The sequence below is a fragment of the Streptomyces sp. NBC_00299 genome, assembly GCF_036173045.1.
GTDB lineage: Bacteria > Actinomycetota > Actinomycetes > Streptomycetales > Streptomycetaceae > Streptomyces > Streptomyces machairae.
The window spans coordinates 2,224,991-2,237,874 of sequence record NZ_CP108039.1; the positions used below are offsets into that span (position 1 = coordinate 2,224,991).

Below are 12,884 nucleotides of genomic sequence, written 5' to 3' on the forward strand. Positions count from 1 at the left end.
GCCGGACAAGCTCGGTATCCACAGACGAGATCAAGGAGCTGTCGCACGTGACGACCGTCCAATCGCCCCCTGCGCCCCCCACGGCGATACGCCCCAGGGTCGTCGCCCGCACGGGGCTGTACGCCGTGCTGGCCGCGAACGTGGCCGTGGTGCTCTACTTCTTCTCCGCCGCCGGCTTCGCCTCCAACGCGCTCATCGTGATCGGCCGCCTCACCGGCCTGTGCGGTGCGCTGCTCATGGCCTTCCAGCTGCTGCTTGTGGCCCGGCTGCCGTGGCTCGACCGCCGCATCGGCATGGACCGGCTGACCTCCTGGCACCGCTGGACCGGCTTCAGCGTCCTGTGGGCCCTCCTCGCACACGCCGTGTTCATCACCTTCGGCTACGCCGAGTCGTCGTCCATGGACCCGGTGAACCAGCTGATCGACCTGGCCGAGACGGTCGAGGGCGTGCTGCGGGCCGTCGTCGCGCTGGGGATCATCATCGTGATCGGTGTCGTCTCGGCCCGGTTCGCGCGGCGCCGGCTGGCGTACGAGACGTGGCACTTCATCCACCTGTACACCTACGTGGCGGTGGTCCTGGCCTTCACGCACCAGGTCGCGGTCGGTACGTCCTTCACCTCCTCGTCCGCCGCCACGGCGTACTGGTACGCGGTGTGGGGCGTGGCGCTCGGCGCGGTGTTCGTCGGCCGGCTGGTCCTGCCGCTGTGGCGGAACTGGCGCCACCAGTTCCGGGTGTCCGCCGTGGTCCCCGAGTCCGACAACGTCGTCTCCGTCTACATCACCGGCCGTGACCTGGACCGGCTGCCCGCGCGGGCCGGCCAGTTCTTCCTGTGGCGGTTCCTGACGAAGGACCGCTGGTGGCAGGCCAACCCGTTCTCCCTGTCGGCCGCTCCCGACGGCAACCAGTTGCGGCTCACGGCCAAGGCAGCCGGCGACGGCTCGGCGTCCCTGAGGCACCTCAAGGTCGGCACGCGTGTGTTCGCGGAGGGCCCGTACGGCGCGTTCACCGCGATGCACCGCACCCGGCCGGAGGCGGTGCTGATCGCGGGCGGCGTCGGTGTCACCCCGATCCGGGCGCTGCTGGAGGAACTGCACGGCCACGCGGTGGTGCTCTACCGGGTCGCCTCGGACCGGGACGCGGTCCTGTACGGCGAGCTGGCGGAACTCGCCCACGCCAAGGGCGCCGAGCTGCACCTGGTCACCGGCCCGGTCACGCCGGACAGGCTGGCCCCGGCGGAGCTGGAGCGGCTGGTCCCCGGCATCACCGACCGGGACGTCTTCCTGTGCGGCCCGCCGCCCATGATGAACGCGGTGATCGGCAGCCTGCGCGAGCTGGGCGTGCCCAAGGAGCAGGTCCACTTCGAGCGATTCAGCCTGGCCGGCTGAGCGGGACAGGGAAGACATCGTGAAGCGAGCAATACCTGTCCTGGTCCTGAGCATCGCGGGCCTGATCCCGGTCTGGCGCTACGAGCCGTCGCTCGGCGCCGCCGCCACGCCGGCCCCGACGCCCTCGGCGTCGTCCTCCGCCGCGTCCGGCTCGGACGCGGGTTCGGGCAGCACGGTCGTCAAGGGCTCGACCGTGCAGACCGAGAAGGGTCCCGTGCAGGTCCAGGTGACCTTCCAGGGCACCAGGATCACGGCCGTGAAGATGCTCCAGCAGCCCGATCACCCGCAGACCACGGCCGCCGTCCCGAAGCTCATCGCCGAGACCCTCGAAGCCCAGAGCACGGACATCGACACCGTCTCCGGCGCCACCATCACCAGCGACGGCTACAAGGAGTCCCTCCAGGCCGCCATCGACGCGAACGCGAAGTCGGCGGCCTCGTCCTCCCCGTCGGCGTCCGCGTCCGCCGCCGCGCGGTCGCAGACGGTCGACGGCTCGACGGTGAACACCGACAAGGGTCCCGTCCAGGTGCAGGTGACCTTCGACGGCGACGAGATCGCCTCGGTGAAGATGCTCCAGCAGCCGAAACACCCGCAGACCACGGCCGCCGTCCCGAAGCTCATCGCCGAGACCCTCGAAGCCCAGAGCACGGACATCGACACCGTCTCCGGCGCCACCATCACCAGCGACGGCTACAAGGAGTCCCTCCAGGCCGCCATCGACGCGAAGGGCTGATCGTGCACCGAGTCGAACACGTCATGGGGTTCCCGGTCTCGCTGCGGGTCGACGACGGGCACGTCGGCGAGGAGGCGGCCGATGCCGTGTTCGCGTGGCTGCGTGAGGTCGACGCCCGGTTCAGCCCGTTCAAGGCCGACAGCGAGGTCTGCCGGCTGGACCGCGGGGAGGTCGCCCGGGGTGAGGTCAGCGCGGACCTAGCCGAGGTGCTGGGGCTGTGCGAGGAGTACCGGGTCGCCACCGGCGGCGCCTTCGACGTACGGCTGCCCGGGCGCGGGCTCGATCCGTGCGCGGTGGTGAAGGGCTGGTCCGTGCAGCGGGCCGCCGAGCTGCTGAGGGCGGCGGGAGCGCGGCGCTTCGTACTGAACGCCGGTGGTGACGTGGTCGCCGCGGGCGGGCCCTGGCGGGTGGGGATACGGCACCCCGAGCAGGCCGACAAGGTGTGCACGGTCGCCGAGCTCACGGACGGCGCCGTCGCGACGTCCGCTCGCTACGAGCGCGGCGACCACATCATCGACGGGCGCACCGGGCGGGCGGCGACGGGTCTGCTGTCCCTCTCCGTCGTGGCGTCCTCCCTGACCGTGGCGGACACCGTCGCGACCGCCGCGTCCGCGATGGGCACGGACGGCGTCGAGTGGGCCGCCGCACGGCCGGGCTGCGAGGTGTTCGCGGTGGACACCGGGCGGCGGGTCTTCCGTACGGAGGGCTTTCCGGTGGCGGCGGCGCAGGCGGCCTAACCCCTGCGCCGCCGCAGCACGAGCAGCACCGCCGAGCCGCCGAAGAGCGCGGCGGTGATCAGCAGCCAGCGGGCCAGGAAGCCGTCCGTGGACAGGCCGGTGGCGACGGCGTAGCGGTCCGCCACCCGGCCGGTGATCAGCGGGAACCACACCAGCAGGAGCAGCAGGGACAGGGCGGCCGGGACGCGGACGTACGGCATCCAGCTCCGGCGGTCGACGGCCTCGAAACCCCGTAGCAGTCCCCGGTCCGCCGCCCCGTACAGCGGCGCCAGCACCAGGTCGTGCAGGATCGCCGCGCCGACGAACCACAGCACGATCCCGAACCAGTCCCCGTCCAGCAGCCGCACCCCCGCGTATCCGGCGAGCGCGAACGAGCCGGCGAGGAGGAGGATCTTCAGGGGGCTGCCCAGGGCGAGCCTCGGCCGGCGCGTCCCTCGGCTCATCCGCCGGCCCGTCGGCCGCCGCGTCAGTCGGTCCATCACAGGTCTCCGAACGTCAGCCGCGCCACCCACTTGGTGTTCAGCACACCGGGCGCGGCGGGCACGATGATCCGTGCCGGGTAGCCGTGGTCGGGGGTCAGGTCCTCGCCGTTGACGAACAGGGCGAGCAGGGAACGGGAGTCGGCGACCTGGTTGGCCCGCAGGGCGGCCCGCCGGAAGGCGCCGCGCTGCTGGAGCGACTCCACCAGGACGTCGGGCGATTCCTGGTCGTGGCCGACCAGCGCCGCGAGGTCCCGCAGCCGTACGCCCCGCCACCACTGGTCGGACGTCGACCAGCCCTCCACGCAGGCGATGGGCAACGCCGCGCTGTACAGCGGCATGTCGAGCAGCTCGGCACGGCTGAGGCGGACCGTCCGGCCGTCCCGGCCCTCGACGACCAGCCGCCACGCCTCGTCGCTCGTGTCGGCCTCGCGGATCCCCGCGTACGCGGCCGTCTTGTTGATCTGGAAGCCGCCCGGCCCGCTCCCCGGCTCGGCACCGCCGTGCGGGGCGAGGAGGGCGGTCCGGCGCAGGAAGCCGTCGAAGTTCTGTCCGACGGTCGTGGCGAACAGCAGCAGCGAGCCGCCGCCGACGAACCACAGGGCGCCGCGCCTGGAGACGGTCGGTGCGGCGGGACTCGGCGCGATCAGCTCCCTGTCCTCCTCCCCCGTGCCCTCCCCGGTCCCCTCTTCCTTCCCCTCCCGCATGCGGCGCAGGTTCCGCAGCGCGGTGGGGGCCTTCAGCACGGCGTGCACGACGAACGCGCCGATGAACACCCACGCCCCGTAGAAGTGCAGGGTGTAGAAGGAGCCGGGGAAGAGGTAGTCGAGCTGGACGTTCAGCACGCCCGTCACGAACTCGAACAGCGCGCCCCCGACCAGGAGCAGCAGCGAGATCCGCTCCAGCGCGTGCGCGAGCGAGCGGGCCGGCGGCAGCGTGAAGAGCTTCGGCAGGACCGACCACAGCTTGGCCAGGAGCACGGGGATCAGTGTGATGCCGAGCGTGACGTGGACGCCCTGGTTGAGGCGGTACAGCCAGTGCGGGCTGGTCGGCCAGGAGAAGAGGTAGAAGCCGAGGATCCCCTTGTCCGGCGTCTTGTCGTTCACCGGCGCCAGGTTCGGGTTGTAGGCGGCGTAGGAGACCAGCCCCGTCACGAACAGCACCGTGATCCCGCCGAGCAGCACGATGCCGAGGACCGAGGTCAGCCACGGGCCGCGCAGCGGGCTGCGCCAGAAGGCGGGAGAGAAGGGAGTCAGGGGAGAGTTCGCAGACCGTGCCATGTCCTGACCGTAGGCCTGACCAGGGCCGCAATGGCGGTCGTGAACCATGACGAAACGCTGACGTCCGCGCCTGTCACGCGTCCGGTGCACCCGATGCGTCCTAGCGTGCAGACGTGACCAGCGATCTCCTGCCCGACACCCGCCCCGACGCACTCCCCGACGCCGGCAGGGACCTGCGCCGCGATCTGTACGCGGCTGCGGCCGCCGCGCTCCTGTTCGCCGTCGCCGCTCTGGTCGGCACCGCGATCGAGGCCCGCGACGGCACCTTGTTCGTCAACTGGCCGCCGCTGCTGGCGGACTGGGGCCCGCATGTCGGTCCGGGCACCCCGGCCGCGATCGCCGTCGGGGTCGCGGTCGTGGCGTACGGCCCGGTCCTGGCCGCCCGGCTGCCCTGGCGCCGCCTGCTGCTCACCGTCTGGGGTGCGGGCATGGCCTGGACCTTCTCACTCGCGCTCGTCGACGGCTGGCAGCGCGGCATCGCCCGCCGGCTGACGACCCGGTACGAGTATCTCCAGGTCGTCGACCGCTTCCAGGACATCCCCGCGACGCTGCGGGACTTCACGCAGCACATCCTGCTCGGCACACCGGACCACTGGCCCGCGCACATCGCCGGGCATCCTCCGGCGGCCACCCTCACCTTCGTCGAGCTGGACCGGATCGGCCTGGGCGGCGGCGCGTGGGCAGGGGTCTGGTGCATCACCGTCGGGGCCACGGCCGCCCTCGGCATCCTCGTCACCGTGCGCACCCTCGCCGACGAGAAGCTCGCCCGCCGCGCCGCGCCCTTCGTGGTGCTGGCGCCGGGCGCGGTGTGGATGGGCACCTCCGCCGACGGCTACTTCGCGGCCGTCGCGGCCTGGGCGGTGGCGTTGCTCGCGCTGGCGGTGACGGGGCGTCGGCCGCGCTGGACCGGCCTGGCCTCGGGTCTTCTGTTCGGCCTGGCGGTCTATCTGTCGTACGGCCTGACGCTCTTCGTCGTGATCGCGGCGGCGGTGCTGTTCCTGGGCTCCGAGCGCGTCCGTCCGCTGCCCTTCGCGCTCGCCGGGTTCGTGGTGGTCCCGGTGGTGTTCACCGCGCTGGGCTTCTACTGGTGGGAGGCGTACGACCTGCTGGTCACCCGCTACCACCAGGGCGCCGGCGGCACCCGGCCGCAGGCCTACTGGGTGTGGGCCAACCTCGCCTGCCAGGTGCTGGTGGTGGGTCTCGCGACGGCGGCGGGGCTGCGGCGGACCGGGGTGGTGGTGATCCGGCAGAGGGGGACGGCCGCGTTCCGCCTCGGCGTGCTGGTGCTGGGCGCCCTCGTCGCGCTGCTGGCCGCCGACCTGTCCGGGATGAGCAAGGCGGAGACGGAGCGGATCTGGCTGCCGTTCGCGCTGTGGCTGCTGCCGGCCTGCGCCTTCCTGAACGGGCCGCGGGCCTGGCTCGCGGCGCAGGCGGTGCTCGCACTGCTCGTCAACCACCTGCTGCTGACGGGTTGGTGACCACCCAAACCCAAGGTAGGTTAGGCTTACCTAAGTAGGTAGCCAACCGGCTCGAAAGGTTCCCATGTCTGCTGCCACCTGCCCTGAGCCGACGCCCGCCGAGCGTGCCCGCTCGGTGCTGGCAGCGGCCGGCTCGCTGACCGTCACCACGCAGGGCCACCGCATCGAACTGATCGGCCTGCACACCGTCGACGCCGCCGCGCGGCTGCTCCTGCACAGCCCGCCGGACGGCCACCTGGCCGCCGAGCTGGCCGTGGCGCCGCACGGCGATCTGGCCGCCCTGGTGGAGTTCACCGACGTCGCCGCCGTCGCCGTGCGCGAACGGGTGCGCTCCCGGCTGACGCTGGGCGGCTGGCTCAGCGCGCTCGGCCCGAAGACCCTGGTGTTCCATCCGGCCCGGGCCGTGCTCACCGAGGACGACGGCACGACCCTCATCGGCCTGGACGAGCTGACGCTCGCCTCCCCCGACCCGCTGGCCACGCACGAGGCGGAGATGCTGGGCCGGCTGGACGCGGCCCACGCCGACACCGTCGCCCCGCTCGCCCGGCTGCTGCCGGCCCGGGAGCAACTCGGCGCGGCCGGCGTACGGCCACTGCGGCTCGACCGGCACGGCCTGGTGCTCCGGCTGGAGACAGCGGACTCCCACCACGACGTCCGCCTGCCCTTCACCACCCCGGCCACCCACCCGGGAGACGCGGTGCGTCAGATCCACACGCTGCTCGCCCGGGCCACCGCCCGGCCGCGCGGGCGGCGCCTGCCGACCCGGTCGTAGGCGCGGGCACGCCCCCTACTGCCGGCTTCCGGGCCGCTCGCGGAGGCCTTCCCGTCTCCTCCGCGAAGGTGCCCGGAGGCCGGCTCTCACAGCAGGCTCCCCGACTCCAGCCGCTCCGTCGTCCGCATGAGCGAGAGCGTGAACGGATGCCGGGGCTCCGACAGAATCCGCTGCGCCGAACCCTGTTCGACCAGTTCGCCCGCGTCCAGTACGGCGATGCGGTGAGCCAGACGTGCGGTGTCCAGGTCGTGGGTGATGAGGACGAGGGACATGCCGTCGTCCCCTCCCACCAGGCCCGCGAGGACGTCGAGGATGCCCCGCCGGGTGACCGTGTCGAGTCCGGAGGTGACCTCGTCGCAGATCAGCACCCGCGGGCGGGCCAGCAGGGCCCGGGCCAGGGCGGCGCGCTGGAGTTCCCCGCCGGAGAGTTCGCCGGGGCGACGCAGGGCCAGGTCGTCCGGCAGGCCGAGGCGGTCCAGGGTGGCCGACGCCTCCTCCGTCGCCGTCCGTTCGTCGGCGCCCCGCAGGCGTACCGCTGTACGCGCCACCTGGTACAGCACGGGCCGGTACTCGTCGAAGGCGGCGCGGGCGTCCTGGAAGACGTACTGCAGGGCGGCGAGTTGGGCACGGGTGCGGTGCCGCAGGCTGCGCGGGAGCGGCGTGCCGTCGAGCAGGATCTCGCCGTCGTGCTCACGGTGCAGACCCGCGAGGCAGCGGGCGAGTGTGGTCTTGCCGCTGCCGGAACGGCCTACCACGGCGAGGCACTCGCCGGTGTGGAGGGCGAGGCGCGGGGCGCGCAGGACGACGGTTCGGCGATCGTGTACGGCGGTCAAGTCCCGTACTTCCAGGACCGATCGGCCTGGGTCATCGCTTGGCCCGTCGGGCGGGATCGCGCGCCGTTCGTCGAGCAGGCGGCGGGTCCACTCGTGCCGGGGCGCCGTCCACAGCCGTTCGGGAGGGCCCGACTCGACGACCCGGCCCGCGCGCAGGACGAGGACCTCGTCGGCGAGGGCGCGCACCACGTCGAGGTCGTGGCTGAGCAGCACGACCGCGATGCCGCGCGCCGCGACCGCCGCCAACTGCTCGACGATCCGGCTCTTGGTCAACGCGTCCTGGCCGGTGGTGGGTTCGTCGGCGACGATCACGCGGGCCCCGAGCAGCAGGGCCTGTGCGAGGACGACACGCTGCTGCTGGCCGCCGGAGAGCTGGTGCGGGTAGCGGCGCAGCAGAGCTTCGGCGTCCGGGAGTTGGGCGTCGGACAGGGCACGCAGGACCAGTGCGCGGGCTGCCGTACGGCGTTCCGCCCGGCGCAGATGGCGGACCTGAGGGCGAGCCAGGTCGCCGAGGAGGGCGCCGATGCGACGGGCCGGATTGAGTACGGCGGCGGGATGCTGAGGGACGTAGCCCACCGGCCCCTCGCCCGCCCGCCGCACCTCGCCCGTAACGCGGGCGCCGGGCGGGTACTCGCCCAGCAGGGCCAGGCCGGTGGTGGTCTTCCCGCTGCCGGAGGCGCCGACCAGGGCGGTCACCTTCCCCGCGCGCACCCTGACATCGACCCCGTCGACGATCGCGCCGCCGTCGATCTCGACGCGCAGGCCGCGGATCTCCGCGACGGCAGTATCAGTTGTCCGGCTCACCGGCGTCGTCCCTTCTTCTCCAGCGCGGCGTCGAAGAGCAGGTTGGTGCCTGTCGTCAGCGCCACGATCAGCAGTGCGGGCACCACCACGGCCCAGGGCTGCACCAGCAGGCCGGTGCGGTTGCGGTCGACCATCACCGCCCAGTCGGCGGCGTCCGGCGCAACCCCGACACCCAGGAACGCGGCCGTCGACACCAGGTACAGCACGCCGGTCAGCCGGATCCCGGCGTCGGCGGCGAGCGTGCGCAGCGCCGAACGGCCGACGTAGCCGACAGCGATCCGCCACCAGGTCTCCCCCTGCATGCGCAGCGCCTCCACAGCGGGGCGCGCGGCCGCCTCCCCCGCCGCCGCCCGCACGATCCGGGCCGCGTCGGGCACGTTCACCAGCGCCACGAGCAGCGCGAGCCCGGTCGCTCCCGGCGACAGCACGGAGGCCACGAGCAGGATCAGCAGCAGCGACGGCACGGCGAGCAGCACGTCCAGCGGCCGCATCAGCAGTTCCTCCAGCCCTCGCAGGCGGGTGAGGGCGCTGATGAGCGCGACCGGGACGGCGACGAGGTAGGCGAGCGCGGTCGCGGCCAGTGCGGTGAGGACGACCGTACGGCCGCCCAGCAGGACTTGCCGCCCGACGTCACGGCCCACGAAGTCGGTACCGAGCCAGTGGCCGTCGCCGAGGGTGAAGGAGGTGGCGCGGGGGCCTGGGTCACCGGCCAGCAGCGGTCCGAGGAGGGCCAGGAGGAGGGGGACGGCGACGACGGCGAGGCCGAGCGCGAAACGGCGACGGCGACCGATGGGCATTGTCATGCGGTCACCCCCGCGCGGGGCGTGAGCCGGTGGGCCACGAGGTCGGCACCGAGGTTGAGCACGACCGTGAGCACGCCGAACACCACGGCCAGTCCCTGCACCACGGGCACGTCCCGTTCGGCCACGGCATTGAGCAGGACCGTGCCCAGGCCCGGGATCACGAAGAGGGCCTCCACCACGATCACCCCGCACAGCAACCAGTCGACGGTGCGGGCGAGTTGCTGCACGGCCGGGGCGAGGGCGTTCGGCAGGGCGTGGGCATAGCGGACTCGGGCGCCGGGGACGCCGTAGCGGCGGGCGTGGACGGCGTAGGGGGCGGCGAGGGCGTCGACCATGCCGGCCCGGACCAGGCGGGACAGGGAGCACACCGGGCGGGACAGCAGGACCAGTACCGGCAGTACCAGCGCCGCCGGATGGGCGAGCAGGTCGGTGCCGTAGCCGACGGCCGTCGGCGGCAGCCATGCCAGCTTGAGGGCGAGGACCGTCACCAGCAGGACCCCGAGGGCGAACTCGGGTACCGCGTACACGGCCAGTGTCACCGAGCTGACCAGCCGGTCGGCGAGCCGTCCCTCGTGGCGGGCGGCGAGCACGCCGAGGCCGAAGCCGAGCGGGACGAGGAGCGTCAGCGTGAGCGCGGCCAGCAGCAGGGTCGGGCCGAAGCCTTCGGCGATGTATCTGGTGACCGGGCGGCCGGAGGTCAGGGAGGTCCCGAGGTCGCCGTGCACCAGGCCCGTCGCCCACTCGGCGAACCGCTCGTACGCCGGCTGGTCCAGGTCCAGCGCCTCACGGATCGCGGCGATGCGCGCGGGGTCGGGCTGGTCGCCCGCCAGGGTGACGGCCGCGTCGCCCGGCAGCGCCTCGGTGAGCGCGAAGACCAGCAGCACGACGGCCAGGGTCTGCGCGGCGCCGAGCAGCAGCCGCCGGGCGACGAAGGAGCGAAGTCCGCTCACGCGAGCCACACCTTGTCGAAGCGGGCCCAGTCGAGGGTGTTGGCGGGGGCCTTGGTCTCAACTCCCTTCACCGTGCGGGCGGTTCCGATGATCCAGTCGGCGAAGCCCCAGATGAGAAAGCCGCCCTCGGCGTACAGACGGCGCTGCATACGCTCGTACACGGCCGCACGCTCAGCCTTGTCGCGGATGGACTGGGCCTGCTGATAGAGGCCGTCGAAATCCTTGTGCTGCCACTTGGTGGCGTTGGTGGTGGAGTCGGTGAGCAGCCGCTGGGAGATGTGGGACTCGATGGGCATGGCGCCGGAGCGGTAGCAGCACAGGGTGCCGCCGTCGAGGATGTCGCTCCAGTACGAGTCCTTGCTGCCCATCCTGACGTCGATCGTGACGCCCGCCTTCGCGGCCTGGTCGCGGAAGATGCCGGCCGCCTCGGTGAACCCCGCGGCGACGGCCGACGTGTCCAGGCTGACCTTGAGCTTCTCGGCGCCGGCCTGCTTGAGCAGGGAGCGCGCCCTGTCGAGATCCTGGGTGCGCTGCGGCAGATCGGCGGCGTAGTACTCGTATCCCTTGCCGAACAGGTCGTTGCCGATCTCGCCCGCGCCGGACAGGGCGCCGTCGACGAGTTCCCGACGGTCGGCGATCAGGAAGAACGCCTCACGGACCCGCTTGTCGTCGAAGGGCGCCCGGTCGGTCTTCATGCAGAAGGCCTGCATGGCGCTGTTGCGCAACCGCACGATCTCGATCTGGCCGCCGCTCTCGTGGGCGCGGGCGGTGGTCGGGTTGAGTTCGTGCGCGTACTCGACCTGGCCGCCGAGGAGGGCGTTGACCCGGGCGGACTCCTCGTTGGCGACGACGAACTCGATCTCGTCGAGGAGCGGGGCGCCGTCCCAGTAGGCGTCGTTGCGGCGGAACACGGCCGAGCGGCCCGGCGCGAAGGAAACGAACCGGAAGGGGCCCGATCCGATCGGCTTGTCGTCGAACTCGGTGGCGTTCTCGGGGACGATGTACGCGCCGAACGCGGCCAGGACGTTGGGGAACTCGGCGGTGGGGCGCTTGAGCACGAACTCGATGCTCCGCGTGCCGGTCGCCCGGCTGGCGTCGAGGTCGATGGGCTCCAGGGACGCTTTGGCCCGGAACGCCTGCTTGGGGTCGGCGATTCGGCGGTAGCTGTAGAGGACGTCCTTGGCGGTGACGGGGCTGCCGTCGTGGAAGGTGGCCTCGCGGAGGGTGACCTGCCAGCGGTCGAGGGTCTTGTTGGACTCCCACTTCTCGGCGAGGCGGGGCCGGGCGGAGAGGTCGGCGCCGTAGTCGGCGAGCTTGTCGAAGAGGGCCTTGGATCGGGCCACGTCTGCGAAGAGATTGCCCAGGTGCGGGTCGAGGGTCTCGCTCGCACCGCCCCCGGCGAACGCGGCGCGCAGCCGTCCGCCGCGCTTCGGGGTGCCGGAGGCGCCTGCCGCCTTGTCGTCCGTGCCGCCCGAGCAGCCGACGAGGGCGAGGGCGGCGGCGCCTGAGGTGGCGGCGAGGAAGCCGCGGCGGCGCAGACCGGGGAAGCGTTCGTCGTGCATGTCTGTGTGTCCTTCGTTGCAGATGGTGCGTGTCAGAGGGTGTGCCGGCGGCGCGCGACGACGTGCAGCCGGTCCGCGTCCGTGGCGGTGCCCGGCAACTGGCCGTCCTGCCACGGAGGTTCGGTGCGCGGGCCGGGGCCGTCGTGCAGTTCGAGCACCTCGAAGCCGTGCGCGGCGAGGAAGTGGCGTAGCTCGTGCGGGAACAGCAGTCGCCATGCGGAGTGCTGTGCGACGGGCGCTACGTCTCCGCCGTCACCGCCGTCTCCGCCGTCACCGCCGTCTCCGCCGTCGACGACGGTCCATATGCGGGTACGGCGCAGGAGTTGCTCCGTGCGGTCGACGGTCAGGGTGGTGGTCGACCGATAGGCGGCGCCCTGCCAGGTGAACGCGTTGAGGGACGGGGCGTCGAGGAGGTCCGTACGGCCCAGGAAATAGGCGCCGTTACGCATCTCCGCGACCAGCAGCCCGCCCGGCGCGAGGGCGTGACGGCAGGAGGCGAGGAAGCCGTCCAACTGGTCGTTGGTGTGGCAGTACAGCAGGGAGCTGTCCAGACAGACGACCGCGTCGAAGGCGGCCCGGCCCAGGTCGAACCCGTGCAGGTCGGCCTCTACGTAGGCCGGTCCCGGATGCCGGCCCCTGGCGTACGCCAGCATCGCCTCGGAGAGATCGGCGCCGGTCACCGTACGGCCGGCGGAGTGCAGGTGGGCGGCGTCCCGCCCGGTGCCACAGCCCATGTCGAGCACCCGCGGTCCGGCACCGTGGCGGCGCAGGCAGTTCTCGGCCCAACGCCCGGCGAGCCGGTCGGCATCGGGGAACCGGGCCTCGTAGAGGGCGGGGTTGTCGGTGAGGAGGTTGCGGTTGTCGGCCGGGTCGTCGGGGGCGGGGGTGCCCTGGCCGTGCGGTCGGCCGCCGGGAACGGGGGCACCGTGCGCGCCCGCGTCGCGGCCGCCAGAGTCGCAGCCTTCGCCTGCTGCCGCGGCAGCCACACGTCCGTCCAGGCCGACCCGCTCGGAAACGGCTCCCTGGCCCACACCGGCCCGCTCGCCCGCCGCCGCGACGGCCACGCCG

Annotated in this window: 12 protein-coding genes; 5 read left to right on the forward strand and 7 right to left on the reverse strand. The window is 72.8% G+C overall.

Going from position 1 to position 12,884, the window contains the following annotated elements:
* Nucleotides 1-47 precede the first annotated feature (47 nt).
* The 3 genes from OHT51_RS09675 to OHT51_RS09685 are packed head-to-tail and all read left to right on the forward strand — an operon-like array spanning nt 48 to nt 2,855.
* Nucleotides 48-1,385 (forward strand): ferredoxin reductase family protein, encoded by a 1,338-nt coding sequence (locus OHT51_RS09675; RefSeq protein ID WP_328878509.1) that lies wholly within the window; start codon nt 48-50, stop codon nt 1,383-1,385.
* A 19-nt stretch (nt 1,386-1,404) separates the two neighbouring features.
* Nucleotides 1,405-2,118 carry an FMN-binding protein gene (locus OHT51_RS09680; protein WP_328878510.1) on the forward strand — a complete coding sequence of 238 codons (714 nt, stop codon included), beginning with the start codon at nt 1,405-1,407 and terminating at the stop codon, nt 2,116-2,118.
* A gap of 23 nt (nt 2,119-2,141) precedes the next feature.
* Nucleotides 2,142-2,855, forward strand: coding sequence for an FAD:protein FMN transferase (locus tag OHT51_RS09685; RefSeq protein WP_328884286.1), 714 nt, complete (start codon nt 2,142-2,144; stop codon nt 2,853-2,855).
* On the opposite strand, the gene OHT51_RS09690 is transcribed toward OHT51_RS09685, so the two are convergent.
* Nucleotides 2,852-3,334, reverse strand: coding sequence for a hypothetical protein (locus OHT51_RS09690; protein WP_328878511.1), 483 nt, complete (start codon nt 3,332-3,334; stop codon nt 2,852-2,854). The two genes, OHT51_RS09685 and OHT51_RS09690, sit on opposite strands and share 4 nt — an antisense overlap.
* Nucleotides 3,334-4,614 carry a molybdopterin-dependent oxidoreductase gene (locus OHT51_RS09695; protein WP_328878512.1) on the reverse strand — a complete coding sequence of 427 codons (1,281 nt, stop codon included), beginning with the start codon at nt 4,612-4,614 and terminating at the stop codon, nt 3,334-3,336. Before OHT51_RS09695 ends, OHT51_RS09690 begins: the two co-directional genes overlap by 1 nt.
* Nucleotides 4,615-4,727: 113 nt before the next feature.
* Between OHT51_RS09695 and OHT51_RS09700 the strand changes: the two genes are divergently transcribed.
* Both OHT51_RS09700 and OHT51_RS09705 read left to right on the forward strand, forming a co-directional pair.
* Nucleotides 4,728-6,092, forward strand: coding sequence for a hypothetical protein (locus OHT51_RS09700; RefSeq protein WP_443052447.1), 1,365 nt, complete (start codon nt 4,728-4,730; stop codon nt 6,090-6,092).
* 64 nt (nt 6,093-6,156) lie between these two features.
* Nucleotides 6,157-6,864 carry a DUF2470 domain-containing protein gene (locus OHT51_RS09705; RefSeq protein ID WP_328878513.1) on the forward strand — a complete coding sequence of 236 codons (708 nt, stop codon included), beginning with the start codon at nt 6,157-6,159 and terminating at the stop codon, nt 6,862-6,864.
* 86 nt (nt 6,865-6,950) lie between these two features.
* Here OHT51_RS09705 and OHT51_RS09710 read toward each other — a convergent pair whose 3' ends face one another.
* Genes OHT51_RS09710 through OHT51_RS09730 form a run of 5 tightly spaced genes read right to left on the reverse strand, consistent with a single transcriptional unit; the run spans nt 6,951 to nt 12,847 of the window.
* Nucleotides 6,951-8,501 (reverse strand): ABC transporter ATP-binding protein, encoded by a 1,551-nt coding sequence (locus OHT51_RS09710; RefSeq protein ID WP_328878514.1) that lies wholly within the window; start codon nt 8,499-8,501, stop codon nt 6,951-6,953.
* Nucleotides 8,498-9,304 carry an ABC transporter permease gene (locus OHT51_RS09715; RefSeq protein ID WP_328878515.1) on the reverse strand — a complete coding sequence of 269 codons (807 nt, stop codon included), beginning with the start codon at nt 9,302-9,304 and terminating at the stop codon, nt 8,498-8,500. Before OHT51_RS09715 ends, OHT51_RS09710 begins: the two co-directional genes overlap by 4 nt.
* Entirely contained in the window at nt 9,301-10,254 is a 954-nt protein-coding gene (locus OHT51_RS09720; RefSeq protein ID WP_328878516.1) for an ABC transporter permease, read from the reverse strand. The genes OHT51_RS09715 and OHT51_RS09720 overlap by 4 nt, the downstream gene beginning before the upstream one ends.
* Entirely contained in the window at nt 10,251-11,816 is a 1,566-nt protein-coding gene (locus tag OHT51_RS09725) for an ABC transporter substrate-binding protein (RefSeq protein WP_328878517.1), read from the reverse strand. The genes OHT51_RS09720 and OHT51_RS09725 overlap by 4 nt, the downstream gene beginning before the upstream one ends.
* Before the next feature lie 32 nt (nt 11,817-11,848).
* The gene (locus tag OHT51_RS09730) at nt 11,849-12,847 is read right to left on the reverse strand and encodes a class I SAM-dependent DNA methyltransferase (RefSeq protein WP_443052702.1); all 999 of its coding nucleotides are present in this window, start codon (nt 12,845-12,847) and stop codon (nt 11,849-11,851) included.
* Nucleotides 12,848-12,884 lie beyond the last annotated feature (37 nt).